We start from the raw sequence: 23,404 nt of genomic DNA, 5'->3' as shown, positions 1-23,404 counted from the left end.
AGTGGTGGGGCAAAGACCTTTTGGTTACTTTTGGGGCGTTTGCCAAAAGTGACCCGCTGTAAGAGCGGAACCCTAAGCCGCCGTTACCGCAGCAACGGATATGTACACCACACCACACCACAACGCCCCCACCCCCTGTTGGCCCACCTCTTGCTAAAGAATCCCCACAGGTAGCCAACGGCGGTTGCCCCCTCCACGACAAAGACGTCGCACACCCGGTTTGCCCCAGCGAACCCGGTGGCGGCGTTTTTTCGTTTTGGCCCCATAGCCCGGGGCCGATGGGGCGGCCACAGCCGTTCCATCACCAGGCCTTCTCATAAGACCCCTTACCGCTGAGGTGCGTGATGAAATCAAGCTTCTGGAAATCCGGTCACACCCCGACCCTGTTCGCCGCGTTCCTGTATTTCGACCTGAGCTTCATGGTCTGGTACCTGTTGGGCCCATTGGCGGTACAAATCGCCGCCGACCTGCACCTCACCACCCAACAACGCGGCCTGGTGGTCGCCACCCCCATCCTGGCCGGCGCAGTGCTGCGGTTCCTGATGGGCATGCTCGCCGACAAACTCTCCCCCAAGACCGCCGGCCTGATCGGCCAGGTGATTGTCATCGGCGCCTTGTTCGTCGCCTGGAAACTCGGAATCCACAGCTACGAGCAAGCCCTGCTGCTGGGCATGTTCCTCGGCATGGCGGGAGCCTCGTTCGCCGTCGCCCTGCCCCTGGCCTCCCAGTGGTACCCCGCCGAGCACCAGGGCAAGGCCATGGGCATCGCCGGCGCCGGCAACTCCGGGACGGTGTTCGCGGCCCTGCTGGCACCGGTACTCGCCGCCGCGTTTGGCTGGAGCAATGTGTTCGGCTTCGCACTGATCCCGCTGATCCTGACGCTGATCGTCTTCGCCTGGCTCGCCCGCAACGCCCCGCAACGACCCAAGGCCAAGTCCATGGCCGACTACTTCAAAGCCCTGGGCGACCGCGACAGTTGGTGGTTCATGTTCTTCTACAGTGTGACCTTCGGTGGTTTCATCGGCCTGGCCAGCGCCCTGCCCGGCTATTTCAACGACCAATACGGCCTGAGCCCGGTCACCGCCGGCTACTACACCGCCGCCTGCGTATTCGGCGGCAGCCTGATGCGGCCTTTGGGCGGCGCCCTGGCCGACCGTTTCGGCGGGATTCGCACCCTGCTCGGCATGTACGGCGTGGCAGCGATCTGCATCGCGGCGGTGGGGTTCAACCTGCCAAGCTCCTACGCAGCACTGGCGCTTTTTGTGTGCACCATGCTCGGTTTGGGTGCCGGTAACGGTGCAGTCTTCCAACTGGTGCCCCAACGCTTTCACCGCGAGATTGGTGTGATGACCGGCCTGATCGGCATGGCCGGCGGCATCGGCGGTTTCGCCCTGGCGGCGGGCATGGGCGCGATCAAGCAAAGCACCGGCAGCTATCAGTTGGCGCTGTGGCTGTTCGCCAGCCTGGGCGTGCTGGCCTGGTTCGGCCTGTACGGCGTCAAGCGTCGCTGGAGAACCACCTGGGGCTCGGCCGCGGTGACGGCTGCACGGGTCTGATGAGCCTGCAACTGAGCTTCGCCCAGGCCAGCGCCACCGGCCCGCGGCAGGAAAACCAGGACGCCTTGCGCCTGGTCACTCCCGCCCCGGAGCTGGCCGCCAGCAAAGGCTACTTGTGTGCCATCGCCGATGGCGTCAGCCAATGCGCCGATGGCGGACTGGCTGCACGCTCGACCTTGCAAGCCCTGGCCCTGGACTATTACGCCACGCCGCAAACCTGGGGCGTGGCCCAGGCCCTGGAACGCTTGCTGGTGGCCCAGAATCGCTGGCTGCAAGCCAATGGCGGCGGTCAGCCGTTGCTGACCACCCTCAGCGCCCTGGTGTTTCGCGGCCAGCGTTTCACCCTGGCCCATGTGGGTGATTGCCGGGTGTACCGCTGGCTCGATGGCCAGTTGCAGCGCCTGAGCCAGGAGCATGTGTGGGAGCAACCGGGCATGCAGCATGTGCTCAAGCGCGCCATGGGCCTGGATCAGCATCTGGTGCTGGATTTCCTCGACGGCGAGTTGCGGGCAGGCGAGTGTTTCCTGCTGCTCAGCGACGGCGTGTGGGCGACCCTGGATGACAACAACATCAGCGCAATCCTGCGGGAACAGTCGGACCTGGACCTCGCGGTAAACACCCTGGTCAGCGCCGCGCACCTGGCCGGTAGCCAGGACAACGCCAGCGCCCTGCTGGTCCGCGTCGACCAGCTTGGCGCCGCCACCCTCGGCGATGCGCTGGTGCAGTTGCAGCAATGGCCCCTGCCGCCCCCCCTGAAACCCGGCCAGCGCTTCGAAGGCTGGCACGTAGAGTCGCTGTTGGGGCAAAGCCGCCAATCCTTGCTCTATCGGGTGCGCGATGCCCATCAACAGGCGTGGCTGCTGAAGACCTTGCCGCTCAGCCACGACGATGACGTGTTCGCCGCCCAGGCATTGCTGTCAGAGGAATGGTTCCTGCGCCGGGTCGCCGGCCGCGCGTTTCCTGAAGTCCATCCAGCCAGTGGCCGTCAGCATTTGTACTACGTGATGCGTGAATACTCCGGCCAAACCCTGGCCGAACTGTTCAAGCACCAGGGCCCATTGCCCCTGGCGCAGTGGCAAACCCTGGCCGAGCGCCTGTTGCGTGCCGTCGGGCTGCTGCACCGCCGGCAGATCCTGCACCGCGACATCAAGCCGGAAAACCTGCTGCTGGCCGAGGATGGCGAATTGCGTGTGCTGGACTTCGGCCTGGCCTACTGCCCCGGGCTCTCGGAGGATCGCGCGCACCTGTTGCCTGGCACGCCAAGCTTTATCGCCCCGGAAGCCTTCAACGGCGAACGCCCTACCCCGCAACAGGACTTGTATAGCGTCGGTGTGACCTTGTATTACCTGCTCACCGGGCATTACCCCTATGGCGAAATCGAAGCTTTCCAGCGTCCCAGGTTCACTACGCTTGTCGGCGCCAGCCGTTACCGCCCCGACCTGCCCGACTGGCTGCAACAGAGCCTGGAGCGCGCAGTCGCCGCGCAACCCGAGCAACGTTATGAAACTGCCGAGGAATGGTTGCTGGTACTGGAGCAGGCGGATCGCCGCGAGTTGAGCACGCGACCAAAACCGCTGCTGGAGCGCGAACCGCTGAAGGTCTGGCAAACGTTGGCCGTGCTGTCGTTGCTGATCAATCTGGTGCTGTTGTACTGGCTGTTGCACCACTAAGAGGCGAAATTTCTTGATACATCACCGCCTCACTTAGCAAAACCGGCCAAAATCCTACTTGGCACAACCGCTGCATTAGCTTTCCCATCAACACACATATAGCCGCACCTTCAACGTCGAAGGTCGGGCTTCCCGAGAGAACGGGACCAGGACAAAGGCGTCCTCGCTACTTACGTAGCGGGGACGCCTTTTTTTGTTGCGCACGATTTGTCGAGCCACTGCGGAGAACGACATGAAGAAACTCAAACTGGTGATGATCGGCAACGGCATGGCCGGGGTTCGCACCCTTGAAGAATTGCTCAAGCTGAGCAGCGACCTGTACGACATCACCGTTTTCGGCGCCGAGCCCCACACCAATTACAACCGCATTTTGCTGTCGCCGGTGCTGGCCGGTGAGCAGACCTTCGAAGAGATCGTGCTCAATGACTTGAGCTGGTACCTCGATAACAACATCAAGCTGTTGCTTAACCGCAAAGTGGTGCAGATCGACCGGGTCAAACGCAAAGTCATCGCCGAAGACGGCAGCGAGGCCGAGTACGATCGCCTGCTGATCGCCACCGGCTCCACGCCTTTTATCCTGCCGATCCCGGGCAATACGTTGCAGGGTGTGATCGGCTACCGCGACATCGCCGACACCCAGGCCATGATCGACACCGCCAAGACCCACAAGCACGCGGTCGTCATCGGCGGCGGCCTGCTGGGCCTGGAGGCCGCCAACGGCCTGATGCTGCGTGGCATGCACGTGACCGTGGTGCATATCGGCGAGTGGCTGCTGGAACGGCAATTGGACAAGACCAGCGGCCAGTTGCTGCAAACCGAACTGGAAAGCCGTGGCCTGGTGTTTCGCTTGAAGGAGCAGACCGAGGCGCTGCATGACGCCGGCAACGGCCGCGTCGGCTCGGTGCAATTCAAGAATGGCGATGTGATCCCCGCCGACCTGGTGGTGATGGCTGCGGGCATCCGCCCCAACACCGAACTCGCGGAAAAATCCGGCATCCCGTGCAACCGTGGGATTCTGGTCAACGACACCCTGCAAACCTACGACCCGCGCATCTATGCCATCGGCGAATGCGCCAGCCATCGCGGGATCGCCTACGGCCTGGTGGCACCGCTGTTCGAGCAGGCCAAGGTCTGCGCCAACCACCTCGCCCAACTGGGTTTCGCGCGCTATCAAGGCTCGGTGACTTCGACCAAATTGAAAGTCACCGGCATCGACCTGTTCTCCGCCGGGGACTTCATGGGCGGCGAAGGCACGGAGACCATCACGCTTTCCGACCCGATTGGCGGTGTGTACAAGAAGCTGGTGATCAAGGACGACATCCTCGTCGGCGCCTGCCTGTACGGCGATACGGCTGACGGCGGCTGGTATTTCCGGCAGATCCGTGAGAACCATGCCATTGGCGAGATCCGCGATCACCTGATGTTCGGTGAAAATGCTTTGGGAGATGTAGGCCACCAAGGCCAGGACAAAGCCATGAGCATGGCCGACACCGCCGAAGTCTGCGGCTGCAACGGCGTGTGCAAGGGCACCATCGTCAAGGCGATTCAGGAACACGGTCTGTTCAGCGTCGACGACGTGAAGAAGCACACCAAGGCTGCCAGTTCCTGCGGTTCCTGCGCCGGGCTGGTGGAACAAATCCTGATCAACACCGTGGGCGGCGCGGCGGACGTCAAACCGAAAAGCGAAAAAGCCATCTGCGGCTGCAGCGACCTCAACCACGGGCAAATCCGCCAGGCCATCCGCGACCAGCACCTGCTGACCATCGCCGGCACCATGAGCTACCTGAACTGGCGCACCCCGAACGGCTGTGCCACCTGCCGCCCGGCACTCAACTACTACCTGATCTCCACTTGGCCCGGCGAGGCAAAAGACGATCCGCAATCGCGCCTGATCAACGAACGCGCCCACGCCAATATTCAGAAAGACGGCACCTATTCGGTAGTCCCGCGGATGTGGGGTGGTGTGACCAATCCGTCGGAACTGCGGCGCATCGCCGATGTGGCCGACAAGTACAACGTGCCGATGGTCAAGGTTACCGGCGGGCAGCGCATCGATTTGCTGGGCATCAAGAAGCAGGACTTGCCCGGCGTATGGAAAGACCTCGATATGCCATCCGGCCACGCCTACGGCAAATCCATCCGCACCGTGAAGACCTGCGTCGGCAGCGAGTTCTGCCGCTTTGGTACGCAGAACTCGACGCAACTGGGGATTGAGCTGGAACATGACCTGTTCAATATGTGGTCGCCCCACAAGGTCAAGCTGGCAGTGTCCGGCTGCCCGCGCAACTGCTCGGAAGCGGGGATCAAGGACGTGGGAATCATCGGCGTCGATTCCGGCTGGGAGATGTACATCGGCGGTAACGGCGGGATCAAGACCGAGGTCGCCGAGTTCTTCGTCAAGCTGAAAACCGCCGAAGAAGTGCGCGAATACAACGGCGCTTTCCTACAGCTCTACCGGGAAGAAGCCTTCTACCTGGAGCGCACCGTGCACTACCTGCAACGGGTCGGCATGGAGCACATCAAGAAGGCTGTACTGGAAGACCCGGCGCGGCGCCAGGCACTGAATGAACGCCTGCAATTCTCCCTGTCGTTCGAGCAGGACCCGTGGAAAGAACGCCTGGAACAGCCGCTGCTGAAAAAGGAATTCGACACCATCCCCGTCAAACTGCTGGAGGTGCCGGCATGAACTGGCTGGATATCTGCGCCCTCGAAGAAATCAACGCCCTGGGCTCGCGCATCATCAGCGGGCCAAAAGGCGACATCGCGATTTTTCGTACCAGTGACGACGAGGTTTTCGCCCTCGACGACCGCTGCCCGCACAAGGGTGGCCCGCTGTCCCAAGGCTTGATCTACGGCAAGCGCGTGGCCTGCCCGCTGCACAACTGGCAGATCGACCTGGAGTCCGGGGAGGCCCAGGCACCGGACGTCGGCTGCGCCCATCACCACCCGGCCCGTGTGGAAAACGGCCGGGTGATGTTGGCGCTGCGGGACGCCGGTTGATGAACCGCCAGACCACCGCGTCCACCTGCTGCTACTGCGGGGTCGGTTGCGGCGTACTGATCGAGCATGATGGCTCGCAGATCCTCGGCGTCAGTGGCGATCCGAGTCATCCGGCCAACTTCGGAAAATTGTGCAGCAAGGGCTCCAGCCTGCACCTCACCGGAGACCTCGCGGCCCGCGCGTTGTACCCGGAACTGCGGCTGGGCAAAGGCCTGGCCCGCAGCCGCACCGACTGGGATACCGCCCTGGAGCACGCGGCGAACGTGTTTGCCGAAACCATCGCTGAACACGGGCCGGACAGCGTCGCGTTCTATATTTCCGGGCAGTTGCTGACCGAGGATTACTACAGCTTCAACAAACTGGCGCGGGCGCTGGTGGGCACCAACAATATCGACAGCAACTCGCGGCTGTGCATGTCTTCGGCGGTGGTCGGCTACAAGCGCAGCCTGGGGGCCGACGCGCCACCGTGCAGCTACGAGGACCTGGAGTCGAGCGACTGCGTGATGATCGTCGGCAGCAATATGGCCTACGCGCATCCGGTGTTGTTCCGACGCCTGGAGGAAGCCAAGGCCCGCCGGCCACAGATGAAAGTGCTGGTAATTGATCCCCGGCGCACCGACACCTGCGACTTGGCGGACCTGCATCTGGCGATTTTGCCGGGTACGGATGTCGCATTGTTCCATGGGATCCTGCACTTGCTGTTGTGGGAAGACTGGATCGACCGCGACTTTATCCAGGCCCATACCGACGGCCTGGTCGAACTCAAACGCCTGGTTCACGACTACACACCGCAAATGGTCACGCAGTTGTGCGGGATCAGTGTCGAGCAACTGCGTCTGTGTGCGGAATGGGTCGGCACCTCGGCGAGTTTTCTGTCGTTGTGGTGCATGGGGCTCAATCAGTCCACCGCCGGCAGCGCGAAGAACAGCGCCTTGATTAACCTGCATTTGGCGACCGGCACCATCGGCCGCCCTGGCTGCGGACCTTTCTCCCTGACGGGTCAGCCGAATGCCATGGGTGGGCGGGAAACCGGCAGTTTGTCGAATTTACTGCCTGGCCATCGTGAGGCTGCCAACCCCGAACATCGGGCAGAAGTAGCCGCGTATTGGGGGGTCGACCAACTGCCGGCCAGCACCGGGCTGACCGCCATCGAATTGTTTGAACAGATGCAGGCCGGCAAGATCAAGGCCTTGTGGATCGCGTGCACCAACCCCGCCCAATCCCTGCCCGACCAGAACACCGTGCGCCAGGCCCTGGAAGCGTGTCCGTTCGTGGTGCTACAGGAAGCCTTTCGTACAACCGAGACGGCGCGTTACGCCGACCTGTTGCTGCCAGCCGCGAGCTGGGGCGAGAAGGAAGGCACAGTGACCAACTCTGAGCGGCGCATTTCCCACGTTCGCCGAGCCATCGCCCCACCTGGGGAAGCGCGGCCGGACTGGGCAATCACCGTGGATTTTGCCCGACGCCTGGAGCAGCGTCTTTGTCCCGGAAAACCGGGGCTTTTTGCCTTTGAGCAACCGGCACAGATCTTTGATGAATACAAGCTGCTGACCCGTGGGCGGGACCTGGACCTGTCGGGTATCAGCCACGCGCTGCTGGACCGGATAGGCCCGCAGCAATGGCCATTCCCGGCCGATGCGGTGGGCGGAACGCCAAGGCTGTACACCGACGGATTTTTCCCTACGGAGACTGGCCGGGCGCACTTTGTCGCCGACCCTTATCGCGCCGCCAAGGAGCAGCGTGACGCGCGCTTCCCACTCACCCTGATCACCGGCCGCCTGCGGGACCAATGGCATGGCATGAGCCGCACCGGCACCGCTGCGCAGCTGTTCGGCCATGTCAGTGAAGCAGTGCTCAGCCTGCACCCGGACGAACTGCGTCGCCATCGCTTGAAGGAAGGGGATCTGGTCAGCCTGAAAAGCCGGCGCGGCAGCGTGATTGTGGCCGTCGGCAGCGATGACAGCGTGCGTCCCGGCCAGGCTTTCCTGCCGATGCACTGGGGCGACCGTTTTCTTAAAGGCGGCGTAAATGCGCTGACCCAGCCGGCATTCGACCCGCTGTCCAAACAGCCGGAACTCAAGCACAGCGGCGTGCGCCTGGAGGCGGTGCGGCTGCCCTGGCACTTGTTTGCGCTGATTGAAGGCGATGTGCAGCAACACTTCGAAGCGTTGCGACCGCTGTGTGACGGCTTTGCCTACGTCAGCCTGAGCCTGACCGGACGCGAGCGGCCTGCCCTGCTGATTCGTGCGGCGCATCACGAGGCGCCCGCCCTTGAACTGCTCAAGCAGATCGACCAACTGCTGGGCCTCAACGACGGCCCCGTGATGGCGTACGACGACCCGCGGCGCTCCATTGGCAAGCGGGTAAAGATTGAAAAAGGCCGTATCACCGCGATCCGCCTGGCTGGCGAAACCCTGGCTCGCCACTGGCTGCAAAGCCTGTGGCTGGAAGGTCGCACCGATGAGCAGTTACGCCGCTGGTTGTTGGCGCCATTGAGTGCGCCACCGGGGGGCGGCTCAAGCAGCAACAAGACGCTGTGCAACTGCAAGAACGTCAGCGAAAGCGCGGTCTGCGCCGGCATTGCCCGGGGCCTGGACCTGAACGGGCTGAAGCAGGAACTGGGTTGCGGCACGCAATGCGGCTCCTGTGTGCCGGAAATCAAACGGTTATTGGCGAGTGGCAAGCAGCCAATCGCGATCAGAGTGTGAGGCAAGCATATGAGCGCAAAAGTCTGGCTGGTGGGCGCAGGCCCCGGCGATCCGGAACTGCTGACACTCAAGGCGGTGAGAGCCCTGCGGGAAGCCGATGTGGTGCTGATCGATGATCTGGTCAACCCGGCGCTGCTGGAGCATTGCCCCGCTGCACGGCTGATCACCGTGGGCAAACGCGGTGGCTGCCGTTCCACCCCACAGGCGTTTATCCATCGCCTGATGTTGCGTTATGCCCGGCAGGGTAAGTGCGTGGTGCGGCTCAAGGGCGGCGACCCGTGCATTTTTGGTCGCGGCGGCGAAGAGGCGGCGTGGCTCAGGCAGCAAGGGGTGGAAGTGGAGTTGGTCAACGGCATTACGGCAGGGCTGGCCGGGGCAACGAACTGCGATATCTCGCTGACGTTGCGCGGTGTCAGCCGTGGCGTCACGTTGGTCACGGCCCATACCCAGGACGACAGCAGCCTCAATTGGCGGGCCCTGGCCGAGGGCGGCACGACGCTGGTGATCTATATGGGGGTGGCGAAACTGGGGGAAATCCGCCGGCAATTGCTGGAAGGTGGCATGAGCGATGACATGCCGGTGGCGATGATTGAAAACGCTTCACTGCCACAACAGCGCGAATGCCGCAGCAGCCTCGCCCGGATGCAGGATGATGCGCACGAATTCGCGCTCAAGAGCCCGGCTATCCTGGTGATTGGCCGGGTTGCGCAAGCGACGCAGGCGCTTGCGGCCCTGGCCAGCGCCACGGCCTGAGGCAAACTGCAGGCGAAAAAAAGCCCGGCCTAAGCCGGGCTTTTTTCTACAACTCAGTAATTACTGAGCTGCTTGTGCTTCTACCGAGGCTTCTACGCGACGGTTGATAGCACGGCCAGCTTCAGTTGCGTTGTCAGCAACTGGGCGGGATTTGCCATAACCAACCGAGCTTACACGGTTAGGAGCAATACCGTCTTTGACCAGGACTTGCTTAACAGCGTCAGCACGACGCTGGGACAGCTTCTGGTTGTAAGCGTCAGGACCGACGGAGTCAGTGTGACCTTCAACAACGGTGGTGGTTTGTGGGTACTGTTTCATGAAGTCAGCGAGGTTTTTCACGTCGCCGTAGCTGTTAGGCTTAACAACCGACTTGTCGAAGTCGAACTTCACGTCCAGCTCAACACGAACAACCTGAGCAACCGGAGCTTCTGGCTCTGGGGTTGGCTCTGGAGCTGGTGCTGGGGTAGGAGCTGGAGCAGTTTTGCCAGCGTTGCCGCCGAAGTTTACGCCCAGGCCAACCAGTGCGGAGTAGTCCCACTTGCCGTTGTCGATAGCGTAGTCAGCTTCAACACCAGCACGTGCGAACAGGTTGTCGGTGAAGTAGTACTTCACACCAGCGCCAGCAATAGCCAGGGTCGACTGATCGCGACCGCTGTGACCATCAGCCTGCACGTTGGTACGGCTCTGGTGGCCGAAACCGCCCTCAACGTATGGACGCAGGGAGTCTACGCCAGCTTGACCGAAGTGGTACTGGGCAGTAACGCTGCCGGTATCACCTTTGATCTTCTGGTTGCCAGTACCGTCGTTCGAACGGGTGTGGTTGGTAGTGTCGTAGTTCAGGTTGATCGACACGTCGTCGGTCAGGAAGTAACCGATGCTGGCGCCAGGATTGAAGCCGTCTTCGATATGTTTGACGCTATCGTTGAACTGCTTTTTGTAAAACAGCTGGCCTTCAACTGCGCCTTGGCCTTGTGCCAGAGCGCCGACAGAAGTGGCAGCAATAAGAGTACCAATGGCCAAGCCCAAGGTGTTTTTCAGTTTCATCCGTTAAATCCCCATCTGGTGATTGTAAAGCAGTCCCACATACCGGGGGACAACTCGGCGACAAGTCTAACAGAACTTGCCTACACGTAAGAGATATTTGCCACGCACTAAGTTTCAGTGCTGCCCGCAAATTTCTCACGTAATTTATCAAGAGCGCGTTTGTAACGCATTTTTGTAGCACTCAAACCCATATGCATGATGTCAGCGATCTCCTGAAACTCCAGCTCTGCGACAAATCGTAGCACCAGAATTTCCCGGTCAATCGGATTCACATGCACCAACCAGCGATCGAGTCCGCCCTTTTCTTCCGGGGTAGGCGCCTTTTCCTCAGACGCTTCCTCAAGGGGGTCCAGACTCAAAGCATCCATCAAGCGACGCTTTCGCCGTTCCTTCCGATACTGCGTGATGCACTCGTTGTACGTGATGCTATAGAGCCATGTCTTGAACTTCGATTTTCCCTCGAAGTTCTTCAGGCCGTATAGCACCTTGAGCATCACTTCCTGACAGACATCATCCGCATCTCTATCGTTCCCTAAATACCTTGAACAAACGTTGAACAGAGTGCGTTGATACCTGCGCATCAATTCTTCGTACGCGCGTGTTACGTGAAACAGCTCCGTGTGCGAGCGCGCGACCAACTCCTCATCAGAGAGCTCACGGGGGTCATAGCGCGTGGACAGCGTTTGGGCTTTATTCAAAACAAGTCGTGCCGACAGTCAGGTCAATGTCCGCCATGGCCTGGATACCCAGGTTTGCGGCGGCGTACATTAGCAGGATTCGCCGGGTTAGCGGCTAGTCACATGCTGTTCCAGCAGGATCCGGTTCGAAAGCGACACCAGTTCGCCATCGTCCGTCAGCACTGTCGTCTTGACCGTGCCGATCTCCTCGATCTGCCCTTCGACCTCGCCCACACGCACTTGTTGCCCAACCTGATATAGCTCACGCACATAGATTCCCGCAAGAATCTGCCCGGCAATTTCCCGGCTTCCCAGTCCCATGGCCAGCGCAACGGCCAGACCAACGGTAATCAAAACAATCACAATCACATGGTTCAGCAGGTCGGTCTTGACCTCCAGCTGGCTGATCGCGACCGAAATACTGATGATAATCACCAGACCCTGGGCAATTCGCCCCAGGCCGCTGGCATAATCCAGACCCACGCCTTCAGCCGCCCCACGCACCAGGCCATTGGCCAGTTGCGCCAGCAAAACCCCTACCAGCAACACCAGCGCGCCACCGAATACTTTCGGCAAATACAGCGCCAGCATGTCGAGCGTAGCTGAAACTCGCTCAAGTCCAAGGGATTCAGCCGCAGAAACCAGAAAAATCAGCAAAACAAACCAATAAACGATCTTGCCGATCAGGGTCGAGATCGGCACTTGCAACCCGGCACGCCCCAAAATCTTGGTCAGGCCGGTGCCACCCATCAATCGATCAAGACCCAGCTTGGCCAGCAATTTGGAAAGCAGGGTGTCAAGCAGCTTGGCCACGACAAAACCCAGCAGTACCACCACCAGTGCACCAAACAGGTTGGGAATGAAATTCGCCACCTTGGTCCACAACGCAGTCATTGCAGTTACCAGACTCTGGGTCCAGAGATCGAGTTCCATATTCATTCAGCCTTATCAGCAGTGCGTGCAAGAGGTTTACGACGGGAAACCGGTGAGACATGGGCCGAACCATTGTTCAAGGCCATCATCAACGCCGGCAACCAGCGGCCAAGCAGACCGAACAGATCCCCCGCCCCGACCTGGCGGTTGGCGGTTTTCAAGACGCGACCCAGGCAAGCATCGTCGTCCCGGTTGGACGGCGAGGCATTGAGCATGTCACGCAAAGACTGTTCGAACGGATCGTGCATAAAAAACCTCTCGCAAGTGATTTAAAAGACGAGGGTAAAATTCTTCGGGTCACATGACCTCTTTCCACGTTCAGGTCACATTCAGCTCAAACCCAACGTAACCGTCGAAACAACCACCATTGCCCGACCGCCACCGTGACCATCATCAGGCAGGCAATCAGGAACCCGTAAGGGCTGGAAGAGAACGGAATTCCGCCTACATTGATGCCCAGCAAACCGGTCAGGAAACTCATCGGCAGGAAGATCCCGGTGATGATCCCGAAGCGGTACATGGTGCGGTTCATGCGCAGGCTCAAACGCCGGTCTTCGGTCTCCAGCACAAGCCCCACGCGCTCCCGGGCCAGCTCAAGCTCTTCCAGGTAGCGGGTCAGGCTGTTGTTCAATTCGTTCCAGTAGTCAGCATCGTCGTCACAGAACCAGGGCAATTTGATCCGGGTCAACTGCGCGAAAATATCCCGCTGCGGCGACAGGAAACGTTTAAGCCCGGCGGCGCGCCGACGGATCTGCAAAACGCTGCCGTGCTCCGGAGTATACCGTTCGTCGGCATCCAGTTTTTCTTCTTCGATATCGACGATTTCGGACAAGTCGCTGACCAGATCCTGAACCTTGTTGGTCAGGTACTGCGCCATATACAGGACCAGTTCCGAGGAAGTCTTCGGCCCCTTGCCGTCTGCCAGTTGCACCAGCAACTCGTCGGTGGCGCGCAATGGGCGCAAACGCAGGGAAATCACCCGCGCTGCCGAGGCAAAGATCCGCACCGAGACCATGTCTTCCGGTTCGGCGCCGGGATTGAGGTTGACCCCGCGCAAAAACAGCAGCAGTTCGGCATCCGGCAGCGGCAACAGGCGTGGGCGAGTGTTCTCCTCCAGCAGCAGGTCACAGGCGAATTCGCTGAGGCCGCTGGATTTGCGCAACCAGGTCTGGGTCTGGGGATGGCTACGGTCCCAATGCAGCCACAGGCTTTCCTGAGGCTGCAGTTGCAGCTCATCAAGCTCTGTCCGGGCAATCGAACGCGCACCACCTTTACCGTCCAGCACCAGGGCATGCACCAGCCCCCACTGCGCGTTTTCTTCCTCGAACATCCTCACCCCTGTCGGCTACTGCTGTTTATTCAGGCATCTTCAGCGGGCTGGGGGAGACGATCACACCGTTATTGTCGGCGTACACGTACTCGCCCGGGCGGAAGGTCACGCCGGCGAATGTCACCGCCACGTTCAAATCGCCAATACCGCGCTTGTCAGTCTTCATCGGGTGGCTGGCCAGGGCCTGCACGCCCAGGTCGGTCTGGGCGATTACGTCGACATCGCGGATGCAGCCGTAGATCACCAGCCCTTCCCAGCCGTTTTTCGCGGCTTTCTCGGCGATCATGTCGCCCAGCAACGCGCGGCGCAGGGAACCCCCACCATCGACCACCAGCACCTTGCCGGCCCCATTGAGTTCGGCTTGTTCCTTGACCAGGGAATTGTCTTCAAAGCACTTGATGGTCACGATCTCGCCACCAAAGGAGTCCCGGCCGCCGAAATTGCTGAACATCGGCTCAACCACCTGCACCAGCTCCGGATAGGCGTCACACAGGTCGGGGGTAAGGTAATGGTTCATCGAGAAACTCCTGTAGGTGAAAGAAGGTGTCAAACATCCCACTGTTTACTTACATCTGGAAACGCTTTGCCGTGAAGGTTCTTTAATCCGGGCCGAATAGTCAGGCCCATCGGATAGCAACGCAAGACCCACTGCGCGACTGAATATGACCAGAACCACCCAACGCGTCATATCTTAGCCTCTACGGCAAACAAGCGAAACGCCCCTGATAGAGCCTCGCGCTCAAACCGCTGCCAGTTCCTGCGCCTGCGCCCCCAGCAAAGGTGTAAGCGGATTTTTCAACCAGCGCGTCACCAGCGGCCACACTTCAGCCTGGGCGGCCTTGCTGACGAGCATCTCGACATGCCCGAAATCCCCGCTGAACCCTTGCTGGCGCCCCAGGCACAGGTATTGGCGATGCTCGGAGCCGACCTGCTCAAAGAGCTTGCGACAGGCCCAGTCCGGGTCCTGGTAATCGCCGGCGGCGCTCACCGCCAACAGCGGCACGTCAACCTCGGCCAGGCCTTTCCACCAATCCTGCTTACCTTCGCCAAAGCGGCCGAACAGCCCATTCCAGCGCATGGCTTCAATCAATACGCCCGCCGGCTCGTCCTCCGGGCCGCGTTTCCACCGAGCGCCGGACAATTGGCCGAAACGTTTCAAGAGCAGGCGACCGGTCCACTCCACCGGTGGCAACTTCAACGGCCAATGCGTGCGACTGACCTGGCAGCCAAACAGCGCCACCGAGGCCACTGCCGGCGCGCCAAGGTGCTGCCCACCCAGGGCCGCAGCCAGGGTTGTGCCACCCAGGGAATGCCCGATCCAGTGGGGAATCTGCCCGCTTTGCTCACGCACGAAGGCGGCAATGGCCGGCAAGTCGTAGCGAGCATAGTCGGCGACACGATTCCTGGCGTAGTCCTGGTTGCGCCGGGACAGCCCGTGACCGCGCATTTCCGGGATCCAGACGTCAAACCCTTCGCGCGCCAGGTAGGCGCCCAGGCCGATCCCCTTGGGCGAGTACCAGAAGCGGCGGTTGGAAAAACTGCCATGCAACAAAACCACCGGCACGCCCCGGTTTTCCGGGACGTCAGCCAGGCCCAGGCGGGTCACGGCCAGCTCGACGGTACCGTCAGGGCTGTTGCCGGGTTTCAGCCGATACACATCTTCACTCAGGTCGCCACGACGCTCAGCGCTGATCAAGGCGACGGGAAACAGGTTGCTGCTGCTTTGCATAATGCTCTTGCACAAAAAAGGGCGGCGTCCGGAAGGAGTTCCGCCCTGTACAGAATGAGAAATGCCGGCCAACCGCAAGGTTGACCGGCACTTTTGGGTGTTGCGTATTACGCCTGGGCTTGACCTTCAGCCAGGAAGAACCAGGTTTCCAGTACGGAATCGGGGTTCAGCGAGACGCTTTCGATGCCCTGCTCCATCAGCCACTTGGCCAGGTCCGGGTGATCGGAAGGGCCTTGGCCGCAGATCCCGATGTACTTGCCGGCCTTGTTGCACGCCTGGATGGCGTTGGCCAGCAGCTTCTTGACCGCAGGGTTACGCTCGTCGAACAGGTGGGCGATGATCCCGGAGTCGCGGTCCAGGCCCAGGGTCAGCTGAGTCAGGTCGTTGGAACCGATGGAGAAGCCGTCGAAGAACTCCAGGAATTCTTCAGCCAGGATGGCATTGGATGGCAGCTCGCACATCATGATGACGCGCAGGCCGTTCTCGCCACGGGACAGGCCGTTTTCAGCCAGCAGGTCCACCACCTGGCTCGCTTCACCCAGGGTGCGCACGAACGGCACCATGATTTCGACGTTGGTCAGGCCCATCTCGTTGCGCACGCGCTTGAGGGCACGGCATTCCAGCTCGAAGCAGTCGCGGAAGGCTTCGCTGATGTAGCGCGAGGCGCCACGGAAGCCCAGCATCGGGTTTTCTTCTTCCGGCTCGTAAAGCTTGCCGCCGATCAGGTTGGCGTACTCGTTGGACTTGAAGTCCGACAGGCGCACGATGACCTTTTTCGGGTAGAACGCCGCTGCCAGGGTGCTGATGCCTTCCACCAGCTTCTCGACGTAAAAGCCCACCGGGTCGTTGTAGCCGGCGATGCGCTTGTCGACGCTTTCCTTGATGTCCGGCGGTAGGCCGTCGTAGTTCAGCAGGGCCTTGGGGTGCACACCGATCATGCGGTTGATGATGAACTCCAGGCGGGCCAGGCCCACACCGGCGTTCGGCAATTGCGCGAAATCGAAGGCGCGGTCCGGGTTGCCGACGTTCATCATGATCTTGAACGGCAGGTCGGGCATGGCGTCGATGGAGTTTTGCTTGATATCGAAGCCCAGCTCACCTTCGAAGATGAAGCCGGTGTCGCCTTCAGCACAGGACACGGTCACGCCCTGGCCGTCTTTCAACAGTTGGGTGGCGTTACCGCAACCGACCACTGCCGGAATCCCCAGCTCGCGGGCGATGATCGCCGCGTGGCAGGTACGCCCGCCACGGTTGGTGACGATGGCGCTGGCGCGCTTCATCACCGGTTCCCAGTCCGGGTCGGTCATGTCGGAAACCAGCACGTCGCCTGGCTGGACCTTGTCCATCTCGGACACGTCCTTGATGATCCGCACCTTGCCGGCGCCGATGCGCTGGCCGATGGCACGGCCCTCCACCAGCACGGTGCCGGTTTCTTTCAACAGGTAGCGTTCCATGACGTTGGCCGAGGTGCGGCTCTTCACGGTCTCAGGGCGGGCCTGGACGATGTACAGCTTGCCGTCGTCACCGTCCTTGGCCCATTCGATGTCCATCGGGCACTTGTAGTGCTTCTCGATGATCATCGCCTGCTTGGCCAATTCGCTGACTTCGGCGTCGGTCAGGCAGAAACGCGCGCGTTCGGCCTTGTCGACATCAACGGTTTTCACCGAGCGACCGGCCTTGGCCTCGTCGCCGTAGATCATCTTGATCGCCTTGCTGCCCAGGTTGCGGCGCAGGATGGCCGGGCGGCCGGCTTCAAGGGTGTGCTTGTGGACGTAGAATTCGTCCGGGTTCACCGCGCCTTGTACGACGGTTTCGCCGAGGCCGTAGGCGCCGGTGATGAACACCACGTCGCGGAAGCCCGATTCGGTGTCCAGGGTGAACATCACGCCGGCGGTGCCGGTTTCCGAACGCACCATGCGCTGCACACCGGCAGAGAGGGCCACCAGCTTGTGGTCGAAACCCTGGTGCACGCGGTAGGAAATAGCACGGTCGTTAAAGAGGGAGGCAAACACTTCCTTGGCTGCGCGGATCACGTTTTCCACGCCGCGGATGTTCAGGAAGGTTTCCTGCTGGCCGGCAAAGGAGGCGTCCGGCAGGTCTTCGGCGGTGGCCGAGGAGCGCACGGCGACAGCCATGTCGGGGTTACCGGCCGACAGCGTGGCAAACGCGGAGCGGATCTCGGCGTTGAGCTTCTCGGGGAACTCGGCTTCCATGATCCATTGACGGATCTGGGCGCCAGTCTTGGCCAGGGCGTTGACGTCATCGACGTCCAGCGCATCGAGGGCGGCATGGATCTGATCGTTGAGGCCGCTCAACTCGAGGAAATCACGGTAAGCCTGGGCAGTGGTGGCAAAACCACCTGGCACCGATACACCGGCACCCGCAAGATTACTGATCATCTCGCCCAGGGATGCGTTCTTGCCCCCTACGTGCTCTACATCATGGACGCCGAGCTTATCGAGGGAAACTACGTACTCTACCAAGGTGATCTCTCCACTTTCTGTGTTGGAAAAGCTCAGGACGCCGGCGGCTCAGTAGGAGCGGTTACCGGCGTTTGTGGCCTGGACCTGGAAAATAAGTGAGAATGCGGCCCACTGCGGGACGGCAAAATCGCGCCTATCATATCCAAGATTCGTCATCAGCTTAAGGCCCAAGGCTCAAATGAAACGATCTGCTTTCTTTATCTCCGACGGCACCGGCATTACAGCCGAAACCCTGGGTCAAAGCCTGCTGGCGCAGTTCGAAAACATTACCTTCAGCAAATTCACGCGACCCTATATCGATAGCGTGGATAAAGCGCGAGCCATGGTACAACAAATCAATCTGGCGGCCGAAAAAGACGGATTTCGTCCGATCATTTTCGACACCATCGTCAATCAGGACATTCGTGAGATCCTCGCCACCTCCAATGGTTTCATGATCGACATCTTCTCTACCTTCCTGGCGCCGCTGGAACAAGAGTTAAGTGAACATTCGTCATACTCTGTCGGAAAATCTCACTCCATTGGCCATAACTCCAACTATATGGAGCGGATCGAGGCGGTGAACTTCGCCCTCGACAACGACGACGGCGCCCGCACCCACTACTACGACAAGGCTGATTTGATCCTGGTGGGCGTGTCCCGCTGCGGCAAGACGCCGACCTGCCTTTATATGGCCATGCAGTTCGGGATTCGCGCGGCCAACTACCCGCTGACCGAAGACGACATGGAGCACCTGACGCTGCCGAGCGCCCTGCGCGCGCACCAGCACAAGCTGTTCGGGCTGACCATCGACCCGGACCGCCTGACGGCGATTCGCAACGAGCGCAAGCCCAATAGCCGTTACTCCAGCTATGCGCAGTGCGAATTTGAAGTGCGGGAGGTGGAAAATCTGTTCCGCCGGGAAAATATTGCGCACATCAATTCCACGCATTTTTCGGTGGAAGAGATTTCGGCGAAGATTCTGGTGGAGAAAGGGGTGGAGCGGCGGTTCAAGTAACTCCGCTCCCTGGCCAAGGTGCTTGTATGGCGAGGGAGCTTCTGTGGCGAGGGAGCTTGCTCCCGCTCGACTGCGCAGCAGTCGCAAACCAGACGACTGGTATTTAGTGAATGGCTTTGGGGCTGCTTCGCAGCCCAGCGGGAGCAAGCTCCCTCGCCACAGGGGTCATGTTCACACAAGCTGTTGGGTTCACAGGTGAAACCGCCCCCCGCCCTGCCCCAGCGCCGTCGCCAGCGCATCGAACCCATCCAGCAGCAACTGATCATCCCCCGACGTATTGCAGATGCTCGCCCGAATGAATTGCGGCACCGCCGTCTGCCCCACGGCAAACGCTTCGGCTGTCGCAATCAGGTAATTGTTCTGCTTTAACTCCGCCTCGATTTCCGACGCGCGCCATGGCTCCGGGACTTCGATCCAGAAGTGCGGGCTGTTCAGGTGAGTGCGGTACTCCAGCCCGATCAACAAACCTTCCACCAGTGCCTTGCGGCGGCTGATTTCCTGGATCTGCTGGTGCAACAGGTGTTCCGCCGTGCCGTTTTCGATCCACTGGGTCGCCAGTTCCAGCGTGACCGGCGTGGCCATCCAGCAGGTGGAACGCAGGGCCGCAGAAATCCGGCTGACCAACGCCGGCGGTGCATGCACGTACCCAACTCGCAAGCCTGCCGATACCGCCTTGCTCAGGCTGCTGATCAGAATCGTACGCTCCGGGGCAAAATGACTCAGGGGCGGCGGACGGTCTTCCACCAGCACACCGTGGGCCTCATCCTCGAGAATCAGCAGGTTGTGTTCCCGACAGACCTTCACCAATGCCTCACGGCGCGCGACCGACAGCACCGCCGTCGTAGGATTCTGGATGGTCGGCGTGCAGTACAACGCCGACACCCGGTGATTGCGGCAGACTTCATCCAGCGCCCCCGGCAGCAGCCCTTCTTCATCCATTTCCAGGCCGATCAGGCGGATGCCCAGCATGCGCGCGGCGGTGATCAACCCTGGATAGGTCAACTGTTCGGTCACCACCGTATCGCCGGCTCGCAACAGCGCCATCATTGCGCAGAGCAACCCATGCTGGCCGCCGTTCACGCAAATCACCTGCTCGGGAATCGGGTGGAAATCCCGCTGCACCAGCCACTGCGCACCCGCTGCCCGGTAACGCGGCAGCCCGGCATCCGGGGTGTAGGCACTGATGTCCTGCAAGAACTTGGCGTTGTTCGCCAGCGTCTGGAAGCTCTGGGCCAGGAACGTGGTCTCCTGCCCGGGGATGTGCATGTTGCGGCTCATATCAAAGTATTGCCGCGGCTCGTCGCTGAAGTTGCGAAAGCCTTCATCCCGTTGGCGCTCCATCCCACGCTTGCGTACGAAAGTGCCGTCGCCCACCCGCGCCACTACCAGCCCCAGGCGTTCCAGCTCACCGTAGGCGCGGCTGATGGTGCCAATGGTGACCCCCAGATTGTCGGAAAGCACCCGATGAGGCGGCAGTTTTCTTCCCGGTTCAATCAAGCCTTCAAGGATGCCTCGCTCCATGACATCGGACAGGCGCTTGTACTTCACGCCCTGCCCGTTGGAGAGTCCCTCTCGCATAATTGACACCATGTCAATATTTGTTTTGACAGCCATCATTCGCCCTAATAGTGTGCTTTTACGGGTTCAATCACCGAATCATGGCACTCAATATAGAGGTCAATTCGGTCTCATGGAAGCAATGTCACGATGCCAATGTCCGCCGTTCTCGAAAATGCTGAAAAAACAAAAACTCACAAGCAGTGGTTGGCCGGGCTGATTACCAGTGTGATGTTCCTGATCGTGTGTCTCAGCTGGGGCACTACCTGGCTGGGCATCAAGATCGCTGTGGAAAGCGTGCCACCGCTGACCTCCGCCGGGCTGCGGTTCCTGATCGCATTTCCGCTGTTCCTGTGTTTCGCCTGGGTGCGCCGCGAGCCGATCCTGTTTCCCCGGGAAAGCCGCTGGTTCTTCGTGTTTGTGACGCTGTCCTACTTCAGCGTTCCGTATTACCTGCTCAACTACGGCGAGATGCATGTCTCGTCCGGCCTCACCGCGCTGCTGTTCAGCTGCATGCCGGTGTTTATCCTGATTTTCTCCGCGCTGTTCCTGCGCGAGCGCATCTACTTTTCCCAGGTGATCGGTATCGCCATCGGGTTCGGCAGCCTGTACATGATCATCAAGAGCCAGGGCCTGCACCTGGACCATGCCGAGTTCTTCGGGGTGCTGGCGATCCTGGCTGCGGCGATCATGCATGCCTTGTGCTACGTGATTACCAAGAAACAAGGCAGTGCCATCAGCGTGATCACCTACAACACCCTGCCCATCGGCATTGCCGGGTTGATGCTGTTTGTCGCCGGGCTGTGGTTTGAAACCCCGACCTTTGAAGACATCACCCTGCGTTCCTGGAGTGCGCTGTTCTACCTCGGGCTGGTGGCCTCGGTGGGCGGCTTTATCGTGTATTTCATGCTGCTCAAGCGCCTGAGCCCGATCATTTTGTCCTTCGTGTTCATCATCTTCCCGGTGTTCGCGGTGATCATCGGGGCCTGGTACGAGGGCGTGCAGATTTCCAGGGACCTGATGATGTATTCGGCGATCCTGCTGGCCGGCTTTGCCATCACCAAGCTGCCCATCGAAAAGCTCCTGGCGAAGAAAAACTGAGATGAAGGTCCTGAGCCCAAGCGCACTGGAGCAGATCTACGCCCACGCCGACCGCAGCTACCCCGAGGAATGCTGCGGTTTCGTTTTCGCCGATGGCAGCGTGTACCTGGGCAGCAACATCCAGAACGAGCTGCACCGCAAGAACCCCGAGATGTATCCACGCAGCGCCGCCAACGGCTACACCTTTTCGGTGGCCGACACGCTGATGATGAACAAGGCGTTTCGCGGTGATAACCCGGTGGTGGTGATCTACCACTCCCACCCTGACGTCGGCGCGTATTTCAGCGACGAAGACCAGGACAAGGCCCTTTTCATGGGCGAGCCGATCTACCCCGTAAGCTACCTGGTGGTGGATGTTCGCCAGGGCAAGACCCAAGGTTCCAAGCTGTTTGCCTGGGATGGCAAACACTTCGCCCAAAAACCCTTCAACGACCTGCAAACGGAGTTGTGCATGAACGCTGTCTCTTTCCCCGACATCCTGGTCCGCGTGGCCAAGCTGCCAGCATCGACCCTCGAGGGTGCCGGATCGACATTGCGCGAAGTCATTGAAAATCTCTGCATCGAGCACCCGCAATTGCGGGCGCACCTGCTCTACGAGAACAACCAGCTCAAGGAACACTTCCTGTTCACCGCCGAAGAGGAACTGATCGACGCCAACGACCGGTTGCCCGAAAAAGCCAAAATCGAAGTGTTGCTGGCCACTTCCGGCGGCATGGACGTCGACCAACTGAGCAACGAAGAAGTGCAGCGCTACGTGCGCCACATCACCCTGCCCGGCGTCGGCCGCGAAGGCCAGTTGAACCTGAAGAAAGCCCGCGTGCTGATCATCGGCACCGGCGGCCTCGGCTCGCCCATCAGCCTGTACCTGGCGGCAGCCGGCATCGGCACCCTGGGGCTGGTGGATTTCGACGTGGTGGAAAGCAGCAACCTGCAACGCCAGATCGTCCACGGCAACAGCACCTTGGGCCTGCCCAAGGTCGAGTCCGCCAAGCAGCGCTTGCAGGACCTCAACAGCCACATCCAGATCAACACCTACGACACCGCCTTCAACACCGACAACGCCCTGGAACTGGTGGGCGCCTATGACCTGGTGATCGACGGCACCGACAATTTCGAAACCCGCTACCTGGTCAACGACGCTTGCGTGCAATTGGGCAAGCCGTTGGTGTATGGCGCGATCTATCGCTTCGACGGGCAGATCAGCGTACTCAACTATAAAGGCGGGCCGTGCTATCGCTGCCTGTTTCCCCAGGCACCACCGGCGGAACTGGCACCCAACTGCAGCGCCGGCGGGGTCATCGGCGTATTACCCGGGGTGGTCGGGATGATCCAGGCCACCGAGGCGATCAAGCTGCTGATCGGGATTGGCGAACCGTTGTCGGGCCGATTGATGCGCTTTGACGCGCTGGCGATGAAGTTCAGCGAGATCCGCTTCAAGCGCCGCGCCGACTGCCCTTGCTGCTCGGAACTGCGCCACAGCCAAACCATCGCCCCCGCCGTCTGCGCCGACGCCCTGCCAAGCCAACCCTCCCTGGCCGAAGAACGCTACATCAAGCCGCGGGTGCTCAAGCAACTGCTCGAGCAACACAGCAAGGCCGACGTACTGCTGGATGTACGGGACGCCAGCGAGCTGGAAGTGTGCAAGTTGCCGGGGGTGGTGCACATCCCGCTGGCCGAGCTCGACGGGCAACTCGCCAACCTCAGCCGCGACAACACGCACTACCTCATCTGCTACGCCGGGACCCGCGCGGAGCAAGCCGCCAGCACCTTGCTGGCCGCCGGATTCGCCAACACCAAAGTACTGCAAGGTGGCATGAAACACTGGGTTCGCGACGTCGAACCCGACATGCCTTTGTACTGATCAGC

General features: G+C 60.6%; 18 protein-coding genes. 9 read left to right on the top strand and 9 right to left on the bottom strand.

What is annotated here, in order from left to right:
* Positions 1-344 precede the first annotated feature (344 nt).
* The 6 genes from AC3WKX_RS22130 (at position 345) to cobA (ending at position 9,687) form a co-directional block, all read left to right on the top strand.
* Complete coding sequence (locus AC3WKX_RS22130; protein ID WP_003215029.1) at positions 345-1,556, top strand: nitrate/nitrite transporter; 1,212 nt, start codon at positions 345-347, stop codon at positions 1,554-1,556.
* Positions 1,556-3,226, top strand: coding sequence for a bifunctional protein-serine/threonine kinase/phosphatase (locus AC3WKX_RS22125; protein WP_102605096.1), 1,671 nt, complete (start codon positions 1,556-1,558; stop codon positions 3,224-3,226). Before AC3WKX_RS22130 ends, AC3WKX_RS22125 begins: the two co-directional genes overlap by 1 nt.
* Before the next feature lie 232 nt (positions 3,227-3,458).
* Positions 3,459-5,912 (top strand): nitrite reductase large subunit NirB, encoded by a 2,454-nt coding sequence (gene nirB / locus AC3WKX_RS22120; RefSeq protein ID WP_003215025.1) that lies wholly within the window; start codon positions 3,459-3,461, stop codon positions 5,910-5,912.
* Positions 5,909-6,226, top strand: a complete 318-nt coding sequence (gene nirD / locus AC3WKX_RS22115) for a nitrite reductase small subunit NirD (RefSeq protein WP_003215022.1) — start codon at positions 5,909-5,911, stop codon at positions 6,224-6,226. The genes nirB and nirD overlap by 4 nt, the downstream gene beginning before the upstream one ends.
* Positions 6,226-8,934: a nitrate reductase gene (locus AC3WKX_RS22110; RefSeq protein WP_102605097.1), complete on the top strand. Its 2,709-nt coding sequence runs from the start codon at positions 6,226-6,228 to the stop codon at positions 8,932-8,934. Before nirD ends, AC3WKX_RS22110 begins: the two co-directional genes overlap by 1 nt.
* A 9-nt stretch (positions 8,935-8,943) precedes the next feature.
* Positions 8,944-9,687 (top strand): uroporphyrinogen-III C-methyltransferase, encoded by a 744-nt coding sequence (cobA, locus tag AC3WKX_RS22105; protein WP_003215019.1) that lies wholly within the window; start codon positions 8,944-8,946, stop codon positions 9,685-9,687.
* A 60-nt stretch (positions 9,688-9,747) separates the two neighbouring features.
* On the opposite strand, the gene AC3WKX_RS22100 is transcribed toward cobA, so the two are convergent.
* The 8 genes from AC3WKX_RS22100 to ppsA all read right to left on the bottom strand — a co-directional run bounded on the left by AC3WKX_RS22100 (position 9,748) and on the right by ppsA (position 17,883).
* Positions 9,748-10,731: an OmpA family protein gene (locus AC3WKX_RS22100; RefSeq protein WP_102605098.1), complete on the bottom strand. Its 984-nt coding sequence runs from the start codon at positions 10,729-10,731 to the stop codon at positions 9,748-9,750.
* Between the two features lie 107 nt (positions 10,732-10,838).
* Positions 10,839-11,429, bottom strand: a complete 591-nt coding sequence (sigX, locus tag AC3WKX_RS22095; protein ID WP_003215014.1) for an RNA polymerase sigma factor SigX — start codon at positions 11,427-11,429, stop codon at positions 10,839-10,841.
* An 87-nt stretch (positions 11,430-11,516) separates the two neighbouring features.
* Positions 11,517-12,341, bottom strand: a complete 825-nt coding sequence (locus AC3WKX_RS22090; RefSeq protein ID WP_008432650.1) for a mechanosensitive ion channel family protein — start codon at positions 12,339-12,341, stop codon at positions 11,517-11,519.
* A 2-nt stretch (positions 12,342-12,343) separates the two neighbouring features.
* Entirely contained in the window at positions 12,344-12,589 is a 246-nt protein-coding gene (locus AC3WKX_RS22085) for a hypothetical protein (protein ID WP_003215011.1), read from the bottom strand.
* An 86-nt stretch (positions 12,590-12,675) separates the two neighbouring features.
* A complete protein-coding gene (locus tag AC3WKX_RS22080; protein ID WP_003215009.1) occupies positions 12,676-13,671 on the bottom strand; it encodes a zinc transporter ZntB in 996 nt (331 codons plus the stop codon).
* A gap of 25 nt (positions 13,672-13,696) precedes the next feature.
* On the bottom strand, positions 13,697-14,188 hold the full coding sequence (gene rraA, locus AC3WKX_RS22075; RefSeq protein ID WP_003215007.1) for a ribonuclease E activity regulator RraA: 492 nt from the start codon (positions 14,186-14,188) through the stop codon (positions 13,697-13,699).
* A 222-nt stretch (positions 14,189-14,410) separates the two neighbouring features.
* Positions 14,411-15,400, bottom strand: a complete 990-nt coding sequence (locus AC3WKX_RS22070; protein WP_102605099.1) for an alpha/beta fold hydrolase — start codon at positions 15,398-15,400, stop codon at positions 14,411-14,413.
* A 107-nt stretch (positions 15,401-15,507) separates the two neighbouring features.
* Positions 15,508-17,883: a phosphoenolpyruvate synthase gene (gene ppsA / locus AC3WKX_RS22065; protein WP_102605100.1), complete on the bottom strand. Its 2,376-nt coding sequence runs from the start codon at positions 17,881-17,883 to the stop codon at positions 15,508-15,510.
* A 178-nt stretch (positions 17,884-18,061) separates the two neighbouring features.
* Here ppsA and ppsR point away from each other — a divergent pair, with 178 nt between their 5' ends.
* Complete coding sequence (gene ppsR / locus AC3WKX_RS22060) at positions 18,062-18,880, top strand: posphoenolpyruvate synthetase regulatory kinase/phosphorylase PpsR (protein ID WP_003215001.1); 819 nt, start codon at positions 18,062-18,064, stop codon at positions 18,878-18,880.
* Positions 18,881-19,069: 189 nt separating this feature from the next.
* Here the strand turns inward: ppsR and AC3WKX_RS22055 are convergent, their stop codons facing one another.
* Positions 19,070-20,494, bottom strand: coding sequence for an aminotransferase-like domain-containing protein (locus tag AC3WKX_RS22055; protein ID WP_032899027.1), 1,425 nt, complete (start codon positions 20,492-20,494; stop codon positions 19,070-19,072).
* A 150-nt stretch (positions 20,495-20,644) separates the two neighbouring features.
* Between AC3WKX_RS22055 and AC3WKX_RS22050 the strand changes: the two genes are divergently transcribed.
* A complete protein-coding gene (locus AC3WKX_RS22050; RefSeq protein ID WP_166742189.1) occupies positions 20,645-21,538 on the top strand; it encodes a DMT family transporter in 894 nt (297 codons plus the stop codon).
* Between the two features lies 1 nt (position 21,539).
* Positions 21,540-23,399, top strand: coding sequence for a molybdopterin-synthase adenylyltransferase MoeB (moeB, locus tag AC3WKX_RS22045; RefSeq protein ID WP_008432662.1), 1,860 nt, complete (start codon positions 21,540-21,542; stop codon positions 23,397-23,399).
* Positions 23,400-23,404 lie beyond the last annotated feature (5 nt).

The organism is Pseudomonas sp. GP01-A4, from assembly GCF_058780865.1.
This window is presented reverse-complemented; position numbering and strand designations above follow the sequence as displayed.

Coding starts and splice junctions, on each gene's coding strand:
- AC3WKX_RS22130 (WP_003215029.1), top strand. CDS start 345: ATGAAATCAAGCTTCTGGAAATCCGGTCACACCCCGACCCTGTTCGCC.
- AC3WKX_RS22125 (WP_102605096.1), top strand. CDS start 1,556: ATGAGCCTGCAACTGAGCTTCGCCCAGGCCAGCGCCACCGGCCCGCGG.
- nirB (WP_003215025.1), top strand. CDS start 3,459: ATGAAGAAACTCAAACTGGTGATGATCGGCAACGGCATGGCCGGGGTT.
- nirD (WP_003215022.1), top strand. CDS start 5,909: ATGAACTGGCTGGATATCTGCGCCCTCGAAGAAATCAACGCCCTGGGC.
- AC3WKX_RS22110 (WP_102605097.1), top strand. CDS start 6,226: ATGAACCGCCAGACCACCGCGTCCACCTGCTGCTACTGCGGGGTCGGT.
- cobA (WP_003215019.1), top strand. CDS start 8,944: ATGAGCGCAAAAGTCTGGCTGGTGGGCGCAGGCCCCGGCGATCCGGAA.
- AC3WKX_RS22100 (WP_102605098.1), bottom strand. CDS start 10,731: ATGAAACTGAAAAACACCTTGGGCTTGGCCATTGGTACTCTTATTGCT.
- AC3WKX_RS22090 (WP_008432650.1), bottom strand. CDS start 12,341: ATGGAACTCGATCTCTGGACCCAGAGTCTGGTAACTGCAATGACTGCG.
- AC3WKX_RS22085 (WP_003215011.1), bottom strand. CDS start 12,589: ATGCACGATCCGTTCGAACAGTCTTTGCGTGACATGCTCAATGCCTCG.
- AC3WKX_RS22080 (WP_003215009.1), bottom strand. CDS start 13,671: ATGTTCGAGGAAGAAAACGCGCAGTGGGGGCTGGTGCATGCCCTGGTG.
- rraA (WP_003215007.1), bottom strand. CDS start 14,188: ATGAACCATTACCTTACCCCCGACCTGTGTGACGCCTATCCGGAGCTG.
- AC3WKX_RS22070 (WP_102605099.1), bottom strand. CDS start 15,400: ATGCAAAGCAGCAGCAACCTGTTTCCCGTCGCCTTGATCAGCGCTGAG.
- ppsR (WP_003215001.1), top strand. CDS start 18,062: ATGAAACGATCTGCTTTCTTTATCTCCGACGGCACCGGCATTACAGCC.
- AC3WKX_RS22055 (WP_032899027.1), bottom strand. CDS start 20,494: ATGGCTGTCAAAACAAATATTGACATGGTGTCAATTATGCGAGAGGGA.
- moeB (WP_008432662.1), top strand. CDS start 21,540: ATGAAGGTCCTGAGCCCAAGCGCACTGGAGCAGATCTACGCCCACGCC.